The following is a 20,149-nucleotide window of genomic DNA, read 5'->3' on the forward strand; positions in this document are numbered from 1 at the left end:
CCAGTGGCTAAAGATGGGAGGTTGCTTTCTTTACTCAACTTCCACGACAACATTAGGAACTTCCCAAAAGTCTTTCTCTTGATATAGCTCCTTAAGTGTCTTAAAAACGGGAAAACCCGTATAGGAAATCTCGACTTGTTCATCAGCATCCACTTCTTCCACATCTATATCATCAACAAAACCAAGTTGATCATTGCTTTCCATTAAATAATATCCGAGTGCCTCATACCCGCTATAGGCTACAATTACCTTACTGTCAAAACCGTTATTGGATACCTTGTAATATTTCATTGATTGACCTCCTTATTGATCATTCTTGGTTCTGTTTCTTATTACTCTGATATACCCATTTATTAATATCTGAATCATTAAATTGGATAAATAAAGAAAATGGGAAGTAGAAAAGAACTGAAGTCTGTTTTTAAAATATCACTGGATAATTTGCTATCTTCATCAATTCATGTTACTCTAATAAAGAATTGTTTTTGATTGTGGAAGAGGATATGATTATTTTCCAAATGATTAAAAATAGTAATACAATGTGTGTTATGCACTAGGAGGCAACAACAATGGAACAAGGTACAGTTAAATGGTTTAATGCAGAAAAAGGTTTTGGATTTATCGAACGTGAAAACGGAGACGACGTATTCGTACATTTCTCAGCTATCCAAAGCGAAGGCTTCAAATCTTTAGACGAAGGTCAAAAAGTAACTTTCGACGTTGAGCAAGGTGCTCGTGGAGCTCAAGCAGCTAACGTTCAAAAAGCTTAATTTCTAAATTAATCGTAATCGATATGAACAGACTTCCTCGACGGGAGTCTGTTTTTTATTATGCTAAAAAATGAAAGCGAAAAAAATCCCACTCTGAAATGAGTAGGGTTTTAGTGACTTGTCATTAAGCTTTTTTTAATTCCTCTTCAAAGAAAAAAGTAGTTGGATGTTCTTTAACAGTGTAAGAATATCTCTTCATGTTTTTTACATATGCCCATTTATTAATGGTTACTGATTCATTAGTATCCTGGATAGTTACTGTTTCACCAGTATTATACTTATTGCTTCTCAATTTAGCCACCCTCTTTATTAATAGTATAACATATTTGCGAATGAAAGATGTGTTCAAGATATTCCAATGATATATTGCGGTTGAAAAATCAGGCTATGTATACGGAACTAGTCCAATTACTTTGGCTGTACAAAAGCTAAAAGCCTGAGGGTGATTATAAAGGTGCATAAAAAAACAGCCACATGTTCCTAAGTAATTCAGGAATCACGCGGCTATATATCAGAAGATTTCAAGACTGTCAGTTAATTAAAACGCCCAATCCCCATTACGGAAGACAGGTTCGGAAGTGCCGTCCTGTTTGATGCCGTCGATGTTCATTTTCTCTGATCCAATCATGAAATCGACATGTGTAAGGCTTTCATTCAGTCCATTTTCTGCAAGCTCTTCTGGACTCATGTTTTTTCCGCCTTCAATACAGAAAGCATAGGAGCTGCCGATAGCGAGATGGTTTGAAGCATTTTCATCGAATAATGTGTTGAAGAATAAAACATTCGATTGGGAAATCGGTGAGTTGAATGGAACAAGTGCCACTTCACCAAGATAGTGTGAACCCTCATCCGTTTCAACCAATTGTTTTAGGATTTCTTCCCCTTCCTCTGCTTTTACTTCAATGATCCGTCCTTCCTTAAAGGTCACGGAAAAATTATTAATGATGTTGCCGCCGTAACTAAGGGGTTTCGTACTGGAAACCGTTCCATTAACACCTGTTTTCAATGGAACCGTAAACACTTCTTCGGTAGGCATGTTAGCCATGAATTCATGACCCTGTACGTTGATGCTTCCTGCTCCGACCCATAGGTGTTTCTCGGGTAACTCGATTGTCAGGTCTGTTCCAGGAGCCGTGTAATGCAATTTTTGGTAATGCTTGTCATTTAAATAATCAACCTTTTCATGCAGGGTATCATCGTGTTTTTTCCAGGCCTCCACAGGGTCCTTCACATCAACACGAACTGCTTTAAAAATGGCTTCCCATAGCAGATCAACGCGTTTTTCTTCTGCCTCTTCAGGGAATACTTTATCAGCCCAAGCTTCTGAAGGGACGGCAACGATGGACCAGCTTACTTTATCGGATTGCATATACTGACGCCACTTCTTCAGTGCAGTCCCGGATGCTTTTTGGAAGTTGGCAATCCTTTCTGGCTTTACACCTTTTAATAAGTCAGGGCTGGAGGAGATGACGGATAGATAGGCAGCTCCGTTTTCTGCAAGTTCGATCGTTTCTTCCGCTCGCCACTTTGGATACTCTTGGAACACTTCATCCGGAGCCAGTTCATATTTGGTACGTGAAACGATATCGTCATTCCAATTAACGATGACATTACGCGCACCGTTCTCATAAGCCTTTTTTACAATGAGACGCACAAGGTCAGCACCCTCTAATGTTGTGTTTACGACCAGGGTTTGATCTTGTTGGATGTTTACACCGACTTTTACGGCAAGTTCTGCATATTTTTCTAAATTCGTTTGAAAATCACTCATCATTCAAAAACTCCTTTTCCATTTTCTACATTTATAATTGTACTTAATTGTCATATAAAAAAGAAACTTTTTACATCGTTTGTGAAAACTTATAGGTATTAGACGAAGGAGTTCATTATAACCGGCATTGAAATGAATCAGTTAAGGCTCATTCACTTTAGCACAAACCCCGGCACCATTATCGTATAACCACCTCAAGTAGCAGCCGGTTTGTCTATCTTGCATTCTACCAAAATTATCGAGGGAAAGACTATTGAAAAGGTTTGAATAGTTGAATAATTTGATTATTTGGAACAGTGAACAATGGACTGAAAGAAAGAGGGCCTCTTTGAGACCCTCTTTCTTAATAGTCAAAAAATCACTTACCCAAATTAATCCAGACACTTTTCACTTCAGAATAGTTGTCCAGGGCATAGGATCCCATTTCACGTCCGATTCCGGATTGTTTGTAACCGCCGAAAGGGGAAGCTGCGTCGAACGCGTTATAACAGTTCACCCATACAGTACCTGCACGGAGTTTTCCTGCAACATAATGGGCATTGGCTATATCGCTGGTCCATAAGCCGGCAGCCAATCCATACTCACTTGCATTTGCACGGTTAATGACATCATCTAAATCCTCGAATGGCATTGCCGATATGACCGGACCGAAAATCTCTTCTTTGGCTATCGTCATATCCTCTTCGACACCAGCAAATATAGTAGGAGAAACAAAGTAGCCTTGTTCACCCGGTTTATTTCCGCCGACAAGTACTTCCGCACCCTCGTTTTTCCCTTTTTCAATATAGCCCATTACTCGATTTTGCTGCTCCTCGGAAACAAGCGGTCCAATTTGTGTACTTGGATCTAAACCTACCCCTTGTTTGATGTTTTTTGCATGGCTTGCCATATCGGCAACTACGTTATCATAATGCTTCTTTTGGATATAAACCCTGGAACCGGCACAGCATACCTGCCCTTGGTTAAACATGACCCCATTCAAAGCACCAGGGATGGCTTTTGAGAAATCCGCATCAGGCAGGATGATGTTTGGCGATTTCCCTCCTAGTTCCAATGTGACCCGTTTCAATGAATATGAAGCGGAGCGCATGATCAGTTTTCCAACTTCGGTCGAACCGGTAAATGCAATTTTATTTACTTGCGGATGGTCGACAAGTGCTTGTCCAGCGGTTTCACCAAAACCGGGAACGATATTGACGACCCCATCAGGGAAACCGGCTTCAGCCAATAATTCAGCCAGGTAAAGCGCGGAAAGCGGAGTTTGTTCAGCAGGCTTTAATACAACCGTACAACCTGTAGCAAGTGCCGCTCCCAGTTTCCACATTGCCATAAGAAGCGGAAAGTTCCATGGGATGATTTGGCCGACAACACCAACCGCCTCGTGTTTTGTGTAGTTAAAGTAATTTCCGCTTACTGGAATGGTCTGTCCGACAATCTTGGTGGACCAGCCGGCAAAATATCTCATATGTTCTATAGCTAAAGGAATGTCGGCATTGGTAGTTTCACTGATTGGTTTACCATTATCCAACGTTTCCAATTGAGCAAGTTCGGTTTTATTTTCTTCCATTAAATCGGCAAGTTTATACATTAGCCTACTGCGTGAAGCTGCACTCATTCTAGACCAAGGCCCCTCATCGAATGCTTTGCGTGCAGCCTTGACGGCTAAGTCGATATCTTCTTTATCAGCTTCATAAACATCGGCAAGTTTTTGTCCTGTAGCAGGATTGGGTGTGGAGAAGGTTTTTTTTGAAGCACTTTCTACAAACTGACCATTAATATAGAGCTTTTTTGGTCCTGTTAAAAATTTTTGCAGCTTTCCACTTACTTCTAACGTTAGATTTGTCATAATTACCCTCCTGAATAAAATGATTATCTTGGGCAGAACATGATGACTTATTGTTAACGCTATGATTTATGCCAATTTTTATGATAAATGAAAAAATACGAATATTCAATCTATATCATTCGACATAATATTCAAGATATCTTCATCATAAAAAAAATGAAGTATTATTTTGTCATGACATGTGTAAATACTATAGCAAAAATGAAAGTTAATAGTTAAAATGAATAAGGATAAAATAACAAGAAGGTCTAAAGTTCTTCAGGAGGAATATATGGGAAATGATGCGAAAATGATATCGCAACGTAAGATACTAGGCGTTGCGGGTCTCGGATGGATGTTCGATGCACTTGATGTCGGTATGCTTTCTTTCATCATTGTTGCTTTGAAACAGGACTGGAACTTAACCAGTGAGCAGGTTGGCTGGATTGGGAGCATAAACTCTATCGGAATGGCTGTAGGAGCCGTATTCTTTGGTGCGATGGCTGACAGGGTCGGACGGAAGAATGTCTTTATCATTACATTATTATTGTTTTCAATCGCAAGTGGCCTGTCTGCAGCAGTCAGTACACTCAGTTTGTTCTTGATATTGCGATTTTTGATTGGCATGGGACTTGGAGGAGAACTTCCGGTTGCCTCGACATTGGTTTCTGAAAGTGTTGAAGCAAGTAAAAGGGGAAGGGTTGTTGTCCTTCTTGAAAGTTTTTGGGCGGTTGGCTGGATTTTGGCAGCACTCATCTCCTATTTCATCATTCCGGCTTATGGTTGGCGCGTTGCATTGTTATTGAGCGCAGTTCCAGCTTTATATGCTCTGTATCTGCGCTTGAAACTGCCGGATTCACCGAAGTATACGGAACTAGAAAAAAAGCAGAGGCCATCTGTATTAACCAATATGAAAAGTGTCTGGAAAAAGGAATACTCCCGTCAGACCCTTGTATTGTGGATTCTATGGTTTTGCGTGGTCTTTTCTTATTATGGGATGTTTTTATGGCTGCCAAGTGTGATGGTCTTAAAAGGCTTCAGCATGATTCAAAGCTTTGAATATGTTTTGATCATGACGCTTGCACAGCTTCCGGGCTATTTTTCAGCTGCATGGCTGATAGAGAAGATGGGACGTAAATTCGTTTTGATCACATACTTAATTGGAACGGCCGTCAGTGCCTTTTTCTTTGGATCATCAGAGGGGCTGGCACTGCTGATAGTTTCCGGGATGTTTCTATCTTTCTTCAATCTGGGGGCGTGGGGTGCACTATATGCATATACACCTGAGCAGTATCCAACAGCAGTTCGTGGTACAGGTGCTGGGTTAGCTGCAGGAATCGGGAGGATTGGCGGTGTACTGGGTCCGTTGCTTGTAGGGTATTTAGTTGCAGCAGACACCCCTATATCCTCGATTTTTACCATTTTTACAATCGCTATACTAGTGGGTGCGATTGCCGTAGCTTTTGGGAAGGAAACAAAGAATACCGTTTTGACATGAACAAAAGGAAGGGGACTGTAATCAGTCCCCTCTTTTCATTAAGTAAAGTCTTTTATGATTTTTAAAAGTGATTCGGAGGCGCTCTTCGGACTTTCTGCATTCATGATCGCCGATACGACAGCGGTACCTGATAGCCCGCTATCAGAAAGAGCGGATATGTTATCTGCAGTGATACCCCCGATGGCTACGGCGGGAATGGATACGCTGCGGCAAATTTCCTCCAGATCCCCAATGGCCATCAGGGTTGCATCTTGTTTGGTCTTTGTAGGGAAAACGGAACCGACTCCGATATAGTCTGCTCCATTTCGTTCGGCTTCGTGAGCTTCTTCAAGTGTGGAGACAGATACACCGACAATCATATCTTCAGGAACCATTTGTTTGACGACAGTCAGAGGAAGGTCATCTTGCCCAATATGAATTCCGTCCGCTCCAACCGCAAGTGCTATATCCACCCGGTCGTTGATGATAAGGGGAATGGACAGCTCGTTCAATAACTGTTTCAATGCAGAAGCTTTTTTATAAAAGGAAAGGGAGGAATTGTTTTTCTCCCTAAGTTGTACGATTGAGACTCCTCCTGAAACCGATTCTGCAATGATTTCGGTCAATTTTTCTAATGCTATGGACTCTTTCGTAACTAAATACAAGCTTAAATCAATTTGGGACTTCTTCATTCATTTTCACCTCATCCATCCAGATTTCCCTATCCATTCTTGATATTGCATCGATTAATCGCACACGAAACGTTCCTGTTCCTTCATCTTTTTGAAGGTTTGCAGCAGCTAGTTCCCCTGAAATGCTCATGGTTGAGATTCCGGCAATTGCCGCAGAATAGAAATCGTCGGTGACTCCGGAAAAAGTGCCGATAAGAGCGGTGGACATGCAACCGGTACCTGTAACATTAGTTAAAAGGAGGTTTCCATTGTCGATGATGGACGTATGTTTTCCATCGCTGACTGCATCCTTTGCTCCGCTGACCACGACGATGCTATTCAATTTATTAGCTGCTTGTGCAGCCAGCTCTGCATGGCTAATCGCTAGTTCCCCCGAATCCACCCCGCGTGTAACGGTATCCCCGCCCATCAATGAAAGAATCTCACTCGCATTCCCGCGAATGATTTGGAAAGTAACCTTACTAAGGAGCTCTTTGACCTGCTCTGTACGATAGGGGGTGGCACCAACTCCCACCGGGTCCAAGATGACCGGGATCTCCATGGTATTTGCCGTCTTACCGGCAATCTCCATTGCTTCCAAGGCTTTATCATCGATCGTACCGAAATTCAAAACCAATGCATCTGCTAATTTGACCATATCCGCCACTTCTCTTGGGCTCGAAGTCATTACTGGTGAACCACCGATGGCAAGGGTGGCATTTGCACAGTCGTTGACCGTAACAAAGTTGGTGATTTGGTGAATGAGTGGTTTTCTTTCTTTTACCTTCACGAATAAATCGGCTGCAGAAACCTTCATATTAATTCACTCCGTTCTTTTTTTGAAAATGAATGAAAATGATGGACAGGTCCATGACCTTTACCGATTGAAAAGCTATTGCGTATCGCGTCAGAAATATAGGTCTTGGCCTTTTCGATCGACTCTTGCAATGGCAGCCCATTTGCCAGGTTTGATGTAATGGCGGATGATAGGGTACAGCCCGTGCCATGAGTGTTCTTAGTATGAATGCGCTCCCCCTCGATCCATTGGAAGTCAGTCCCATCATAAAAAAGATCATTTGGATTTCCAGCTGCATGGCCTCCTTTAAGTAAAACGGCTTTGGGACCCATTTCTTGTATTGAAATGCATGCTTTGTAGAAATCTTGTTCCGTTCGAATCGACAAACCAGTAAGTACTTCCGCTTCCGGTACATTAGGGGTTACAAGTGTTGCAAGCGGAAGCAAATCCATTTTTAAGGCAGAGACAGCCTTATCGTCGAGCAAATGATGACCGCTTTTGGAAATCATGACAGGGTCAAGGATAACGATGGCAGGCAAGAAGGTTTTAAGGGACGCAGCGACAGTTTCCACGATTTCTTTTGATCCAAGCATGCCTATTTTTACTGCGTCGACAGTAATATCTTCAAAGATAGCTGCAATTTGATCTGATATGATAGCTGTTTCAATTGGCTGTACTGAACGGACTTCCATTGTATTTTGTGCGGTTACGGCTGTGATGGCAGACATGCCAAAGACACCATGTGCAGAAAATGTTTTTAAATCCGCTTGGATTCCAGCCCCGCCCCCTGAATCAGAGCCTGCGATGGTTAATGCTGTTTTCATAAAAAAACCCCTTCATATAAGTATTTTTTAGAAGTATTTTAAGTAATATGAAAGCTAAAATCGCACCAGCGAATGAACTGAGCATAAAAGCCGGTAAAAAACCAAAAAGAGCAGCTTTTTCTCCCAATAGGAGGAGGGCAAGTGGATAACAGGCTAGGGAACCGATAATGCCGGTCCCGATCACTTCCCCTAAACAAGCGAATTTTAAGCTTTGTGTTTTTCGATAAAGGATTGCGGCCAAAAGTGCACCGATCATGCTACCGGGAAAGGCGAAAATTGAACCGGTACCAGACATGTTTCTAATGATGGAAACTAAAAAAGCTTGTGTCACTGCATAAGCTGGCCCCAATAGAACAGCCGTCAGGACATTTGCCAGATGCTGAATAGGAAAGACCTTTGCAAATCCTGCAGGAATGAAAATAAATGAACTGGTCAGCGTCGTAATTGCCGTGATCATGGCAGTCAACGTCAGTTTCTTGACAGGATTCATCATCTACAGCGGCCAATCTTGCTCATTATGAACCATATCCCAGAATAAATATTCATATCGGGAAGTAACCAAAAAGTGCTTTTCTAATCTAAGAAGTTCCTTTTCTGGCATGCCTTCCGTCAACTCTTCCAACAAAGCGATCAGCCATTTGTGTGCTTCCCCAAATTCAGGAGATGAATAGGACCTTATCCAATCTGAGTAGCGATTGTTTTCCAATGATGCTCCATTTTGTTCTTTTAGTAGCAAACCGATTTCATAATAATCCCAAGCGCAGGGCAGGAGACAGGCGATCAAGTCTGCCAAAGTCCCATGCTGAGCTGCATTTAGCATGTAGCCTGTATAGGCTAGAGTCGTTGGAGTAGGTTCTGTATCTTCCAATTCCTTGGAAGTGATCCCGAATTCGGAAGCATAATGCCGATGAATATCCATTTCCACTTGAAGGGTTTCATTTAAAATACTCGCAAACTTTGCCATGGTTTCGATGTTATGAGCTTTGATTACACCTAAAGCAAAGAGCTTGGAATAATCCATGAGATAGATATAGTCCTGCTTCAGGTAATAGGCAAATTTCTTTTCAGGAAGCGTACCATTTCCAATTGCCTGGACGAAGGGATGTGAATGGTTCCTTTTCCAAATCTCTTTTGACCGTGCATGTAGTCTATCACTGAATGTTTCTAATTTAACATTCTCCATTGTTCATCCTCCTTTAGAATGGATCCCTTTGTTAATGAAAAAACCCCGTTCCTGAATACGGAACGGGGTAGATGGATATAGTCTGAAAATGGACGATATCATCCACTTCCCTCCGCCGGTATGAGCCGGTTCAGGTTCAAAGGGTCCGGAACTAATTCCATCTCAGTCTTAAAAAAAGACTCCCCTAGTGGTGTGAATTGTATGTAATTACTGACATCATATCAGAAAGACAAGAAAATGCAACCCGCATTTAAAGAGGGACCATTTTGTCCAGGAAAAAAGGGAGAACCAGGTAATTGACTTTTGATGGTTATTAGGATAAAATCATGTCTACATCATTTATATATCGATTTCTTATCCAGAGAGGTGGAGGGACTTGGCCCAAAGAAACCTCGGCAGCGGACCCGTTTTGGGAACTGTGCTAAATCCAACAAGCATATGCTTGGAAGATAAGAAGAGCCGTACGGACACTGTCAGCCTCTTCTTGAATTAGAAGGGGCTTTTATTTTTGGGAAATAACGTTTAGTGACATAATAGAAAAGGTATATATAATTTGGTGAAAATAAAACAAGTTGATAAAGATTAGCTAACTAGAAGCAGGCTCTAGGATGACTAGGAAAGGAGCCATTTACATGGCAGAATTATTTAAGAGGATCGAACAGAGGAAGGCAAAGCTTATTGAAGAGTTATTGGCCAATGGAGTATACAAAACCTCTGATGAAAGGCACCTTTATGATGCCCCATTAAAAGTACTTGAAGATGAATATAAGATTGTTATAAATAAACCAAATACCGAGTCACCTTCTGAATGGATGACATAGTAAACGATGGACTATAGTTTGGGTTCTTGGATAAGAGATATGATGTAAGCATTCACAGTCTACACTAGTGGATGCTTTTTTGCGTTTAATAGAAAATGACACAAAATATACATAATTACAGAAATAATAGTCATTTTGTCACATTTAACCTTTAAAATAACACATTTAATTTCTGAAAAATAGTTGATTTTAACTAGTAGATTCATTATGATGAAAGTGTAAAAAAATTGAATAAATGGGAGGTGGCATATAATGCCTTGCCGTAAGGTAACTATAGAAAAAATAGAAGAGAAAAGAAAAGAAATGATCAACTTGGCAGCAATTTACGGCTTATCAAGTCTGCTAACTGTTCAAGCAAGTCAAGAATTGGATACGCTATTAAATGCGTTAACAAGTAAAAGAGAGTGTGAACATTTTTACCTCCAGAAAGCATATAGGTATTTTTAAATTAGCCAATTCGCACTCGATTAATATGAAAAAGCTACTGCTCAAGGCAATAGCTCTAAAGAATGATATTACATATCGACACGTTTACCAAGAATGAGCAAATCCCGCTCGATTCCATCCAACTCGGCAACTTGAGGTAAATGTGCCCATTCTTCAAACCCGAATTTGGAAAAAAGCTTAAGGCTTGGTGTATTGTGGGCGAAAATGAAACCCAATAGAGTCTTAACACCTAATTTTGGACTCCATTCAATTGCCTTTTGAATCGAAATTTGTCCGATTCCTTTTCCCCGGAAATAATCATCTATATAAATGCTGATTTCGGCAGTGGAATTATATGCCGGTCGGCCATAGAAGGATTGAAAGCTCATCCATCCAGCAGTTTTCCCTTTTATAGTAATGATAAATAGCGGTCTACTTTCTGAATGATGTTCCTCAAACCATTTAACCCTCGATTGGACGGATACAGGCTCCGTATCTGCCGTGACCATTCTTGAAGCAATTGTTGAATTATATATTTCAACAATTCTGGGTAGATCGGATAGTCCTGCCTCTCTAAACTCTATGAGCTCTTCCATGATTTAAACTCCTAACTATCATTTATTAAATCTCCAGAATGAAGGGTAATCCCGTATTTTGTTTTAGGGACGGTGAATGACACCCAAACCATTGAAAGTTTTATATTATCATACACTCTTGAATCTTTATATGACAATTTTTTTATGTTAAGACTGTAGATTTTTTGGGTATGTAAAAGATTAAATACTTCTAGTAAAGAGACAAGAGGGGAACCAAATGAAAAAATTGGCAGGTTTATTGATTATAGTACTCGTTATATGTTTTGCTGCGTATGAATTTCAGGCCTCGGAGTCGGAAGATGTGCAAAGAGTGATGGCTTTTGGAGATTCATTAACCTATGGAAAAGGGGATAAGGATGGGGAAGGATATATAGAAGGCCTTGAGGATGAATTGAATAATCCGCAATCGGAACAAAAAGTGAGTTTTTGGAATTACGGTATAAAAGGCCAGGAAACGGATGGGGTGATGAAACAGCTTGATGATTACCGCATTAAAACGAAACTTGATGAAGCAGATACTTTCATCGTTTTTATTGGAACGAATGACTTGATCAATAGTAACGGAGGGGACTTGGAGAAAATAAGTGACCGAAAAATCATTGAGGGGAAACAGGAGTATATCAACCATCTCAAAAAGATTACATCAACCTTGATAGAGGCAAACGATAAGGCGGATATTCTGGTAGTAGGACTATATAACCCAATAAAAGACAATCAAAAACTTGAAAAGGACATTCGTGATTATAACCTGTCAATAAAGGGAATAGCGGATAAAGATAAAAGGATGTTATTCATTCCTACAAATGATCTTTTTGAAGATAAAAAGAAAACAGAGTATTTCAGTGATAAGTTACATCCGAATGAAAAAGGGTATCAGCTCATTGCGAACCGGGTTTTGGAAAGTTATGATTTCAAATGAAAGCAAAAATGCACAGGAAGGCTTCCTGTGCATTTTTGCCCTCCAAGAAGTAGCTAGGAATTTGATATCGCTTTAAGTTGAGGGAACTGCAAGTCATGGAGTTGCTTGTATCTGCCGTTGTTTAGCAATAACTGTTCATGTGTTCCTTTTTCATGAACCTGCCCTTTTTCCAGAACGATTATTTGATCCGCATCATGAATGGTCGATAAACGATGTGCAATTACTATTGAAGTCCGGTTTTTCATTAAACGTGACAATGCTTGCTGGATCAAATGTTCGGATTCTGTATCCAAGGCCGCCGTTGCTTCATCGAGAATGATGATTTGCGGATTTTTCAAAAGTGCCCTAGCTATGGCAATGCGCTGTTTTTGTCCGCCTGAAAGCTTGACTCCGCGCTCTCCAATCTGAGAATCATAACCATCAGGAAAGGCACTGATAAAGTCATGCGCATTTGCCGCTTTGGTGGATTCGATGATTTCAGCATCTGTAGCATCAAGTTTGCCATACACGATGTTATCACGAATGGAGCCATTGAATAAAATGATATCCTGGGAAACAATCCCCATTTGTCCCCGTAATGATTTCAGTGACACATCCTTGATATCAAGACCATCCATTTTAATCATGCCATCTTGCGGATCATAAAATCGGATCAAAAGGCTCGTGATGGTCGATTTTCCAGCGCCAGAGGAGCCGACCAGAGCAGTTACTTGACCAGCTTTCATTGACAGGCTTAAATGGCTGAGGACAGGTACACTCTCATCATACGCAAAATCAACACATTGAAATTCAATTTTCCTTTTTATATAAGGGAGTTCGATGGCATTTTCCTTGTCACTTATTTCAGGTTGGGTTTCCAATATTTCAGTTATCCGCTCAAAGGCCGCGGCTGATTGCTGGACAATGCTGATGACCCGGCTAAAATTGCGAACGGGACTCTGCAGTAACCTCAAATAGGCGAGAAAGGCCACGATTAACCCTATTGTGAATTCACCTTCCATCACTTGCCAAGCACCGAACACAATGACTGCTACAAGACCGATATTGTTCAATAAATCAATTATCGGACCGAACATGGAGCGTAGCCGAACGGACTTAAGGTTTGCAGCCATATTTTCCTGATTACGCTCCGCAAACTTCCTTGATTCGAATTCTTCATTTGTAAAAGATTGAATGAGCCGCATTCCTGAAATGGAATCCTGTAACTGGTTGCTGATGTCTCCTGCGGAACTTTGCACAGACCTAAATGACATCCTGATGCGTTTACCGAATACCCTTGTGATATAGAACATGAAAGGGAATGTAAAAAGAAGGACAATGGTCAGCTTCCAATTAATGAAAAGCATATATACCGCCACGGCAATGAAAGTCACCGTGTCAGTCAAGACTTGAAGCATGCTTGAAGAGATGAGCTGCTGCAGTAAATTGACATCATTGGTCAACCGCGACATTAAGTCACCAGTACGGTTTTTATCAAAGAATTTCATATCCAGTGTTTGAATATGGTCATACATGCTATTCCGTATATCCGTAATAGCCTTTTGACCGACCTTGGAAACGATATAGCTGTTAAAGTAGTTCAGTAAAGCCAATAAAATGGCAGCACAAAGAATACCTGCGCCAATCCAGATTAATGAGTCATATCTTTTTTCGGGAATGATTGTATCAATCGTAAACTGCGTCAACTGGGGGATGGAGAACTCAAGCAATGAAATGAAAAGCATGATACATAAAACCAAAGTGCAAAACTTCCACTTCGATGGGACCCGATTGAACATTTGTTTGAACATCAACCATATGCTTCCTTTTGAGGGGATTGCATGCATGGTACTGCGGCCTTTGTGGCTGAATGGAATATGTCCTCCACTCATAGCGATCACTCCTATTTAGACTAACCTTGGTGTTTTGAAAGTCATTTGAATTAGATGAATTTTGCCTTTATGACTATCATAGAGCTTTTCAAAAAATAGACAACTTTTAAGCGGTTCATTTCAGTCAAAAAGTATTATTATTTTACACGTTCATATAGGACATGGAATAATTAAGGGAGATTAGCGAGGCTGATAAGAGGAGATGCTAAAAGTGAATGAAAATGAAAAAGTCAGGGAAGAACTTTTAAATGCGGTCATCGGTCTAACGGATGAACAGTTGAACACCCATCCTGAACCAGGAAGATGGAGCATCATGCAGGTTTTGGATCATTTATATTTAATGGAGAGGGCCATAACAAAGGGCATTTCCGATAAATTGAAAAGCGATGATAGCATTCCTGCTGTGGATAAACCGATCGAGCTTACTTTAAATCGTGAAATGAAGGTCCAGGCCCCGTCCTTTGTCATTCCGTCAGAATCATACCAAACTTTGAGTGAGATTAAGGAAAAGTTGTCCGAATCCCGAAAAGCTTTTGTACGGGTCGTTGACGATGTAAAGGAAATTGATCTCGAACAAAAATCTTTTCCACACCCTTTGTTTAAAGATTTAAGCTTGAAGCAATGGATCCCATTTGTGGGACTGCATGAAAAACGGCATTTATTACAAATTGAAGAATTGAAAGCAAAGTTATAATAGAAGAAAAACTCATCCGTCTTTGGTTGAGTTTTTCATTTTCGGACAGATATTCGTAAAGGAAGGATTTTTCAGTGAAAGCCACTTGGGTAAGGACATGTTTGGTATTGGGCTTTTTCGGATTGATGCTAGGGCTCTTGTTCAAGTATATGCTTCCGCCTGATCTAGATGAAATCGAACTGACTGACGAGCTGAATCCGATCGTCGCCGAAAAAAAAGACGAGCTCATTCAACTGGCTAATGACAAAGGCATCCCGATTATCATTACGGCAGGGTTCCGGTCTGTAGCCGAGCAAAATGAACTCTATGAAAAGGGCAGATCAGGCTCGGGCAACATCGTAACGAATGCAAGAGGTGGCGAGTCTCTGCATAATTTCGGTTTGGCGATAGATTTTGCCCTCCTTAACAAACAAGGCGAGGCTATTTGGGATATGAATTATGACGGCAACGATAATGGAAAGCCGGATTGGATGGAAGTTGTAACCATCGCTAAAGGGTTAGGTTTTGATTGGGGTGGGGATTGGGCTGGGTTCAAGGATTATCCGCATTTACAAATGACATTTGGCTTGAACCTGCGTGAGCTGCAACAAGGCAAGCGGCCAAAAGCGCAGTGATAGTGGATGGTTTCTATGTATGCCGCATAAATTTTGACTTAAAGCAGGAAAATAAGCATGTGAATTGCTTTACAGGTAAGAATTCGATAAAGTGGAATAGTGAGAAATCAGACATAAAGGAGTGCAGTCACCATGGAAGAAACAAAATATTGCCGGGACTCTTTGGTCATAAAAACAAGCCTTGTCCTCCCGCCGGATACAAATAATATTGGTACGATGTTCGGAGGCAAATTAATGGCATATATTGATGATGTAGCGGCTATATCAGCCATGCGTCATGCGCGAAGCAACGTCGTTACGGCATCAACTGATTCTGTCGATTTCCTGCACCCTATTCACGAAGGAAATGCAGTTTGCCTTGAAAGCTTCGTGACTTATACGGGCAGAACATCAATGGAAATCATCGTAAAGGTGATTGCAGAGGATTTAGTTACAGGAGATCGGAATTTATGTGTCATTTCTTTCTTGACATTTGTTGCCATTAATGAAGAAGGTAAACCAATTCCTGTCCCGCGTTTGGTTCCTGAAACAGAGATGGAAATGAATTTAAATGAATCAGCAAAACAACGGGCACAAATAAGGAAAAAAAGAAGGGAAGATACACAGTTCATTGCAAGTACTTTCGGTGTGAAGCTGCCATGGACCGATCAATCGAAGCCTGGATTATATAAATAAGATACGCATTCCTTCAGCCTTCTTATTGATGATTTTAGACCAAATTCATTGTGATTTGGTCTTTTATTAAATGCCATTGGTTTTGGGGCATTATCCGGATGGGAAAGAAACGTGAAAAGACGCTTGGATAAGTCCAAGCGTCTTTTTTGTTAGGTTTGATCATATCACTTTTCAGTCATCGCTTGCTAAAATACCGAAGAAGCGCAAGATGTTAATGAATAGGTTAATGAAATCTAGATATAGATTCAAGGCCATGAGCGGTACTTCCTCGGCTGTTACCCCGTAATGCTTCATTCGGTTGAAATCATATAAAATATAACCACTGAAAACTAAAATCCCAATAAAGGAAAAGACCAGCAAGGCTGTAGAGCTTAATGGAGAGAAAATGTTGAAAATGCTAATGACCACTAAAGCTAGCAAGGCTGCAAATAACATTCCGCCCAAGAAAGAAAGGTCCCTTTTGGTGGTTGTGGCATAAACCGCCAGTCCACCAAATACGACTGTCGTCGTAACACCTGCCAGAATCACCACATTTGCCCCTGCAGCGGCTAGGTAGTGTGCAATGATCGGATATGTCGTAATTCCTGAAATCAATGTGAAACTATACAAAAATGTATAACCGATGGCTTTTTTCCTCCGCAATATGAATGCTCCAATCAACATCGCGATCTCAAGTATCGCTAAGGGAAGAAACAAGGATGGCGGAACAAGTGTGCCGAGAGCCATCCCTAAGACGGAAACGGCAAGTGACATAGCGAACGTCCGCATGACGGACGGCATATATGTTTGTACAGTTTGTGAATACATTCAAACACCTCATTATATATTTTCTACCGTTTTCTACGAATCTGTTTTAAAAAGGTTTCATGCCATTTAATGAAAATAAAGTGTTTTTTTTTTTAGTATTGAAATATATATGAAATAATTACCTGTTTTATGATATCCTAACAAATGTACTAACTTTTCTGAAATATCAAAAAAATTCAATTTGAACCATTCTGCGGTATGTAGAACGACAAGGCCAATAAATAGATATGAACGTTAAGGTTATTATCTTGGAATAGTAAATTAATAATTATTGCTTCTTTACATTTAATCGGACTTCAAAACTTTACTGTATAACCGTTATAAAGGAAACGATTTTTTATTGCGGAAAATTATTCTTAAAGTTATAAAATATGAAAAAAATGTGATTATTTTCTATAAAACCTATTGTATAATTGTAAAAAATTGATTAAAATTCTAGATAATTATCAGAAGATTAATTATTTTCCCGATAAAATAGTTTAGGGGGAGCAAGAATGAAGAAAGCTATTTTGCAAATAGAGAACCTAACTACCTCATTTCGAATCGGCAACAAATATCATGCAGCGGTGGATGATGTTTCGTTTACGGTGAATGAAAATGAAATTGTAGCAGTTGTTGGAGAATCAGGTTGTGGAAAGAGTGCATTGGCCTTATCTATCATTCAATTACATAATAGGCAGAGAACGAAATCCGAAGGAAATATCAATTATAAAGGTCAAAATCTACTAAAGTTGAATGATGTACAAATGAATAAAGTCCGGGGTAAGGAATTGGGGATGATATTCCAGGAACCTTTAACGGCTTTGAACCCGCTCATGACCATCGGAAAACAGATCGAGGAGAACCTTGATTACCATACTGAACTCTCAACTGCTGAAAAAAAGAACAGGACGATCGAACTTTTGACACAAGTGGGAATTCCATACCCTGAACGGACGTACAAGCAATATCCGCATGAGCTCTCGGGCGGAATGCGCCAAAGGGCAATGATCTCGATTGCCATTGCTTGCAACCCTGCACTGGTCATCGCCGATGAACCCACGACGGCACTGGATGTTACGATTCAAGCGCAAATACTTGATCTGCTGAAAGATATCCAGAGCAGGACAAAAATGGGGATCATCTTAATAACACATGATCTGAGCGTCGTAGCAGAGGTCGCAGACAGGATCGTTGTCATGTATGCAGGTCAGGTAGTGGAAACGGGAAGTGTTAAAGAGATATTCAACAATCCGCTGCATCCATATACGAGGTCATTATTAAATTCGATACCTTCTGCTGCAAACGAGAAAAACCGTTTGCACGTTATCGAAGGAATCGTTCCATCGATAGCGAAAATGGATCGGATAGGATGTCGCTTCCAAGATAGGATTCCTTGGATACCTAAACATGCGCATGAAGAGACACCCCGGCTTCACGATGTGGGCAACGATCATTTAGTGCGCTGTACCTGCTATAAAGAATTTTATTTTCAAGCTGAAGGAGATGCAACAGCCAATGACATTACTCAAATTAGATAATCTCAAAGTGCATTTTCCGATAAGGGGCGGTTTTTTTCGAAGGGTGGTCGATCACGTAAAGGCCGTGGACGGTGTTTCCTTGGAGTTGCAGCAAGGGGAAACATATGGTTTGGTCGGTGAATCCGGAAGCGGCAAGTCCACGACAGGCAAGGCAGTGGTCAAACTGAATGAGGTGACATCCGGACAAATCCTATTTGAAGGCAGGGATTTAGCCTCTCTAAGTAGAAGAGAAATTAAACCATTCAGAAAAGATATCCAAATGATTTTCCAAGACCCGTATTCATCATTGAATCCGAAGAAGAGGGTACTGGACATCATTGCCGAACCGCTGAGGAATTTCGAACGGTTATCCCCTTCAGAGGAAAGGAAAATCGTACAGGACTTCTTGGACAAAGTCGGACTGAGTCCTGAATCGATTTACAAGTATCCTCATGAATTTTCAGGGGGGCAGCGGCAGCGGATTGGAATTGCCCGATCATTGACATTGAAACCTAAACTGATCATTGCGGATGAACCGGTGTCAGCATTGGATGTTTCCGTTCAGGCACAGGTATTGAATTTTCTTCAGGATCTCCAACAAGAGTTCAATTTGACTTATTTATTTGTCGGGCATGATTTAGGCGTAATCCGGCATATGTGTGACCGGATGGGTGTTATGTATCGCGGTAGATTGGTAGAGGAAGGCAAAAGTGAGGAAATCTATGAAAATCCCCAACATATATACACGAAGCGCCTGATTGCGGCCATTCCGGATTTAGAGCCGGAAGTTCGCCAAGATAAAGTGCAGCTTAGAAAAAAACTCACCTCGGAATATGAGTCTACCTACTCAAAATATTTCGATGAGAATGGACGTGCTTACGATTTGAAGCCAATCTCATCAACACATAGAGTCGCAATACAATAAGGAGGTGGAAGGACTATGTGGAAGTTTATATTAAGACGATTATTAGTAATGATCCCGCAGCTCTTTTTATTGAGCATCATCGTTTTCATGATGGCAAAAGCAATGCCCGGTGATGCACTGTCAGGCCAGGAAATCAATCCTAGGGCCAATCCAGCCGAGCTTGATAGGATCAGGGAAGAACTGGGTTTGAATGACCCTTGGTACCAACAATATTTAAGGTGGGCATCCAATGCAGTACAGGGGGATTTCGGTATTTCCTATACACATAAGACGCCCGTCATGGATGTGATCGAAGACAGGCTTTGGAACACAGTGTTCCTGGCGTTGGTCACACTGATCTTTACATATATGCTTGCTATTCCATTAGGCATACTTAGCGGAAGGTATAACGATACCTGGGTGGATAAAACCGTTACGGGATATAGCTATTTAGGATTTGGCACGCCGATTTTCATTTTTGCTTTAATCATGTTATTCGTTTTCGGCTTTGCCCTGGATTGGTTCCCGTCTGGGGGCAGTGTCGATTCAAAAGTGGATGAAGGAACATTCGCCTATGTTGTAAGCAAAATTAATCATTTGATTTTACCAGCTTTAAGTACAGCTTTAATTGCAACAACAAGTACGATCCAATATTTGCGTAATGAAATCATCGATAATAAAATCAAGGATTTCGTAAGGACAGCGCGTTCGAAGGGAGTGCCTGAATCAAAAGTTTATTCACGGCATATCCTGAGAAATTCCTTTTTACCGATAGCAGCATTCTTAGGTTATGAAATTACTGGATTGGTCGGCGGCGCGGTCATAATCGAAACCATTTTCAGTTATCCGGGTCTTGGGCAGCTTTTCCTTAGTTCGGTGAGTCTGCGGGATTTCAGCGTTGTCACGGCCATCGTCATGATGACGGGATTTGCCACTCTGCTTGGCACCCTTCTTTCGGACATCATACTTAGTGCGGTCGATCCGCGCATACGGATAGAATAGGAGC

At 40.9% G+C, this 20,149-nt stretch carries 23 protein-coding genes and 2 riboswitches; of the genes, 11 read left to right on the top strand and 12 right to left on the bottom strand.

Annotation, left to right across the window (positions count from 1 at the left end; genetic code table 11):
* Positions 1-30 precede the first annotated feature (30 nt).
* Positions 31-291, bottom strand: a complete 261-nt coding sequence (locus JNUCC41_RS15575; RefSeq protein WP_192203789.1) for a hypothetical protein — start codon at positions 289-291, stop codon at positions 31-33.
* A 278-nt stretch (positions 292-569) separates the two neighbouring features.
* Here JNUCC41_RS15575 and cspC point away from each other — a divergent pair, with 278 nt between their 5' ends.
* Positions 570-770: a cold shock protein CspC gene (cspC, locus tag JNUCC41_RS15580; protein WP_010331195.1), complete on the top strand. Its 201-nt coding sequence runs from the start codon at positions 570-572 to the stop codon at positions 768-770.
* 124 nt (positions 771-894) lie between these two features.
* Here the strand turns inward: cspC and JNUCC41_RS15585 are convergent, their stop codons facing one another.
* From JNUCC41_RS15585 to JNUCC41_RS15595, 3 genes are all read right to left on the bottom strand, one after another.
* Complete coding sequence (locus JNUCC41_RS15585; protein WP_179086028.1) at positions 895-1,062, bottom strand: hypothetical protein; 168 nt, start codon at positions 1,060-1,062, stop codon at positions 895-897.
* Between the two features lie 246 nt (positions 1,063-1,308).
* The gene (locus tag JNUCC41_RS15590; protein ID WP_192208182.1) at positions 1,309-2,541 is read right to left on the bottom strand and encodes an aminopeptidase; all 1,233 of its coding nucleotides are present in this window, start codon (positions 2,539-2,541) and stop codon (positions 1,309-1,311) included.
* Between the two features lie 358 nt (positions 2,542-2,899).
* Entirely contained in the window at positions 2,900-4,387 is a 1,488-nt protein-coding gene (locus JNUCC41_RS15595) for an aldehyde dehydrogenase family protein (RefSeq protein WP_192203790.1), read from the bottom strand.
* Between the two features lie 271 nt (positions 4,388-4,658).
* Here JNUCC41_RS15595 and JNUCC41_RS15600 point away from each other — a divergent pair, with 271 nt between their 5' ends.
* Positions 4,659-5,864 (top strand): MFS transporter, encoded by a 1,206-nt coding sequence (locus tag JNUCC41_RS15600; protein WP_192203791.1) that lies wholly within the window; start codon positions 4,659-4,661, stop codon positions 5,862-5,864.
* A gap of 38 nt (positions 5,865-5,902) precedes the next feature.
* Here the strand turns inward: JNUCC41_RS15600 and thiE are convergent, their stop codons facing one another.
* The 5 genes from thiE to tenA are packed head-to-tail and all read right to left on the bottom strand — an operon-like array spanning position 5,903 to position 9,317.
* Positions 5,903-6,535: a thiamine phosphate synthase gene (thiE, locus tag JNUCC41_RS15605; protein ID WP_192203792.1), complete on the bottom strand. Its 633-nt coding sequence runs from the start codon at positions 6,533-6,535 to the stop codon at positions 5,903-5,905.
* Positions 6,516-7,331, bottom strand: a complete 816-nt coding sequence (gene thiM, locus JNUCC41_RS15610; protein ID WP_192203793.1) for a hydroxyethylthiazole kinase — start codon at positions 7,329-7,331, stop codon at positions 6,516-6,518. Before thiM ends, thiE begins: the two co-directional genes overlap by 20 nt.
* Positions 7,328-8,134: a bifunctional hydroxymethylpyrimidine kinase/phosphomethylpyrimidine kinase gene (thiD, locus tag JNUCC41_RS15615; protein ID WP_192203794.1), complete on the bottom strand. Its 807-nt coding sequence runs from the start codon at positions 8,132-8,134 to the stop codon at positions 7,328-7,330. The genes thiM and thiD overlap by 4 nt, the downstream gene beginning before the upstream one ends.
* Positions 8,103-8,624, bottom strand: coding sequence for an energy coupling factor transporter S component ThiW (gene thiW, locus JNUCC41_RS15620; RefSeq protein ID WP_192208183.1), 522 nt, complete (start codon positions 8,622-8,624; stop codon positions 8,103-8,105). Before thiW ends, thiD begins: the two co-directional genes overlap by 32 nt.
* Positions 8,625-8,627: 3 nt before the next feature.
* Positions 8,628-9,317, bottom strand: a complete 690-nt coding sequence (gene tenA / locus JNUCC41_RS15625; RefSeq protein WP_192203795.1) for a thiaminase II — start codon at positions 9,315-9,317, stop codon at positions 8,628-8,630.
* A gap of 90 nt (positions 9,318-9,407) precedes the next feature.
* Positions 9,408-9,513: riboswitch (TPP riboswitch) on the bottom strand.
* A gap of 155 nt (positions 9,514-9,668) precedes the next feature.
* Positions 9,669-9,773, top strand: a riboswitch (SAM riboswitch).
* Between the two features lie 176 nt (positions 9,774-9,949).
* Between tenA and JNUCC41_RS15630 the strand changes: the two genes are divergently transcribed.
* On the top strand, positions 9,950-10,138 hold the full coding sequence (locus JNUCC41_RS15630; RefSeq protein ID WP_192203796.1) for a Fur-regulated basic protein FbpA: 189 nt from the start codon (positions 9,950-9,952) through the stop codon (positions 10,136-10,138).
* 252 nt (positions 10,139-10,390) lie between these two features.
* A complete protein-coding gene (locus JNUCC41_RS15635; RefSeq protein ID WP_192203797.1) occupies positions 10,391-10,585 on the top strand; it encodes an aspartyl-phosphate phosphatase Spo0E family protein in 195 nt (64 codons plus the stop codon).
* Positions 10,586-10,653: 68 nt separating this feature from the next.
* On the opposite strand, the gene JNUCC41_RS15640 is transcribed toward JNUCC41_RS15635, so the two are convergent.
* Positions 10,654-11,160 (bottom strand): GNAT family N-acetyltransferase, encoded by a 507-nt coding sequence (locus JNUCC41_RS15640; protein WP_192203798.1) that lies wholly within the window; start codon positions 11,158-11,160, stop codon positions 10,654-10,656.
* A 217-nt stretch (positions 11,161-11,377) separates the two neighbouring features.
* On the opposite strand from JNUCC41_RS15640, the gene JNUCC41_RS15645 reads away from it, so the two are divergent.
* The gene (locus JNUCC41_RS15645) at positions 11,378-12,079 is read left to right on the top strand and encodes a GDSL-type esterase/lipase family protein (protein ID WP_192203799.1); all 702 of its coding nucleotides are present in this window, start codon (positions 11,378-11,380) and stop codon (positions 12,077-12,079) included.
* Between the two features lie 53 nt (positions 12,080-12,132).
* Here the strand turns inward: JNUCC41_RS15645 and JNUCC41_RS15650 are convergent, their stop codons facing one another.
* Positions 12,133-13,950, bottom strand: coding sequence for an ABC transporter ATP-binding protein (locus JNUCC41_RS15650; RefSeq protein WP_228467345.1), 1,818 nt, complete (start codon positions 13,948-13,950; stop codon positions 12,133-12,135).
* 211 nt (positions 13,951-14,161) lie between these two features.
* On the opposite strand from JNUCC41_RS15650, the gene JNUCC41_RS15655 reads away from it, so the two are divergent.
* The 3 genes from JNUCC41_RS15655 to JNUCC41_RS15665 all read left to right on the top strand — a co-directional run bounded on the left by JNUCC41_RS15655 (position 14,162) and on the right by JNUCC41_RS15665 (position 15,933).
* On the top strand, positions 14,162-14,644 hold the full coding sequence (locus JNUCC41_RS15655) for a DinB family protein (RefSeq protein WP_192203800.1): 483 nt from the start codon (positions 14,162-14,164) through the stop codon (positions 14,642-14,644).
* Between the two features lie 125 nt (positions 14,645-14,769).
* Positions 14,770-15,258, top strand: coding sequence for a M15 family metallopeptidase (locus JNUCC41_RS15660; protein WP_192208185.1), 489 nt, complete (start codon positions 14,770-14,772; stop codon positions 15,256-15,258).
* Positions 15,259-15,390: 132 nt separating this feature from the next.
* Positions 15,391-15,933, top strand: a complete 543-nt coding sequence (locus JNUCC41_RS15665; RefSeq protein ID WP_192203801.1) for an acyl-CoA thioesterase — start codon at positions 15,391-15,393, stop codon at positions 15,931-15,933.
* A 171-nt stretch (positions 15,934-16,104) separates the two neighbouring features.
* Here the strand turns inward: JNUCC41_RS15665 and JNUCC41_RS15670 are convergent, their stop codons facing one another.
* Positions 16,105-16,740 (bottom strand): Bax inhibitor-1/YccA family protein, encoded by a 636-nt coding sequence (locus JNUCC41_RS15670; RefSeq protein WP_192203802.1) that lies wholly within the window; start codon positions 16,738-16,740, stop codon positions 16,105-16,107.
* A gap of 494 nt (positions 16,741-17,234) precedes the next feature.
* Here JNUCC41_RS15670 and JNUCC41_RS15675 point away from each other — a divergent pair, with 494 nt between their 5' ends.
* The 3 genes from JNUCC41_RS15675 to opp4B are packed head-to-tail and all read left to right on the top strand — an operon-like array spanning position 17,235 to position 20,145.
* Positions 17,235-18,260 (top strand): ABC transporter ATP-binding protein, encoded by a 1,026-nt coding sequence (locus JNUCC41_RS15675; RefSeq protein ID WP_192203803.1) that lies wholly within the window; start codon positions 17,235-17,237, stop codon positions 18,258-18,260.
* Positions 18,238-19,164, top strand: coding sequence for an ABC transporter ATP-binding protein (locus JNUCC41_RS15680; RefSeq protein WP_192203804.1), 927 nt, complete (start codon positions 18,238-18,240; stop codon positions 19,162-19,164). The genes JNUCC41_RS15675 and JNUCC41_RS15680 overlap by 23 nt, the downstream gene beginning before the upstream one ends.
* Positions 19,165-19,179: 15 nt before the next feature.
* The gene (opp4B, locus tag JNUCC41_RS15685) at positions 19,180-20,145 is read left to right on the top strand and encodes an oligopeptide ABC transporter permease (protein ID WP_098371215.1); all 966 of its coding nucleotides are present in this window, start codon (positions 19,180-19,182) and stop codon (positions 20,143-20,145) included.
* The last annotated feature ends 4 nt before the right edge of the window (positions 20,146-20,149 follow it).

The organism is Brevibacillus sp. JNUCC-41 (genome assembly GCF_014844095.1).
In the GTDB taxonomy this organism is placed as follows: Bacteria; Bacillota; Bacilli; order Bacillales; family DSM-1321; genus Peribacillus; species Peribacillus aracenensis.

Bases quoted from the DNA above. Each gene is read 5' to 3' on its own strand.
- thiM (WP_192203793.1), bottom strand. From the start codon at position 7,331: ATGAAGGTTTCTGCAGCCGATTTATTCGTGAAGGTAAAAGAAAGAAAA.
- JNUCC41_RS15675 (WP_192203803.1), top strand. From the start codon at position 17,235: ATGAAGAAAGCTATTTTGCAAATAGAGAACCTAACTACCTCATTTCGA.
- thiW (WP_192208183.1), bottom strand. From the start codon at position 8,624: ATGAATCCTGTCAAGAAACTGACGTTGACTGCCATGATCACGGCAATT.
- tenA (WP_192203795.1), bottom strand. From the start codon at position 9,317: ATGGAGAATGTTAAATTAGAAACATTCAGTGATAGACTACATGCACGG.
- JNUCC41_RS15600 (WP_192203791.1), top strand. From the start codon at position 4,659: ATGGGAAATGATGCGAAAATGATATCGCAACGTAAGATACTAGGCGTT.
- thiE (WP_192203792.1), bottom strand. From the start codon at position 6,535: ATGAAGAAGTCCCAAATTGATTTAAGCTTGTATTTAGTTACGAAAGAG.
- JNUCC41_RS15640 (WP_192203798.1), bottom strand. From the start codon at position 11,160: ATGGAAGAGCTCATAGAGTTTAGAGAGGCAGGACTATCCGATCTACCC.
- JNUCC41_RS15645 (WP_192203799.1), top strand. From the start codon at position 11,378: ATGAAAAAATTGGCAGGTTTATTGATTATAGTACTCGTTATATGTTTT.
- JNUCC41_RS15670 (WP_192203802.1), bottom strand. From the start codon at position 16,740: ATGTATTCACAAACTGTACAAACATATATGCCGTCCGTCATGCGGACG.
- JNUCC41_RS15590 (WP_192208182.1), bottom strand. From the start codon at position 2,541: ATGAGTGATTTTCAAACGAATTTAGAAAAATATGCAGAACTTGCCGTA.
- JNUCC41_RS15660 (WP_192208185.1), top strand. From the start codon at position 14,770: ATGCTAGGGCTCTTGTTCAAGTATATGCTTCCGCCTGATCTAGATGAA.
- cspC (WP_010331195.1), top strand. From the start codon at position 570: ATGGAACAAGGTACAGTTAAATGGTTTAATGCAGAAAAAGGTTTTGGA.
- JNUCC41_RS15635 (WP_192203797.1), top strand. From the start codon at position 10,391: ATGCCTTGCCGTAAGGTAACTATAGAAAAAATAGAAGAGAAAAGAAAA.
- JNUCC41_RS15595 (WP_192203790.1), bottom strand. From the start codon at position 4,387: ATGACAAATCTAACGTTAGAAGTAAGTGGAAAGCTGCAAAAATTTTTA.
- JNUCC41_RS15680 (WP_192203804.1), top strand. From the start codon at position 18,238: ATGACATTACTCAAATTAGATAATCTCAAAGTGCATTTTCCGATAAGG.
- opp4B (WP_098371215.1), top strand. From the start codon at position 19,180: ATGTGGAAGTTTATATTAAGACGATTATTAGTAATGATCCCGCAGCTC.
- JNUCC41_RS15575 (WP_192203789.1), bottom strand. From the start codon at position 291: ATGAAATATTACAAGGTATCCAATAACGGTTTTGACAGTAAGGTAATT.
- thiD (WP_192203794.1), bottom strand. From the start codon at position 8,134: ATGAAAACAGCATTAACCATCGCAGGCTCTGATTCAGGGGGCGGGGCT.
- JNUCC41_RS15630 (WP_192203796.1), top strand. From the start codon at position 9,950: ATGGCAGAATTATTTAAGAGGATCGAACAGAGGAAGGCAAAGCTTATT.
- JNUCC41_RS15650 (WP_228467345.1), bottom strand. From the start codon at position 13,950: ATGAGTGGAGGACATATTCCATTCAGCCACAAAGGCCGCAGTACCATG.
- JNUCC41_RS15665 (WP_192203801.1), top strand. From the start codon at position 15,391: ATGGAAGAAACAAAATATTGCCGGGACTCTTTGGTCATAAAAACAAGC.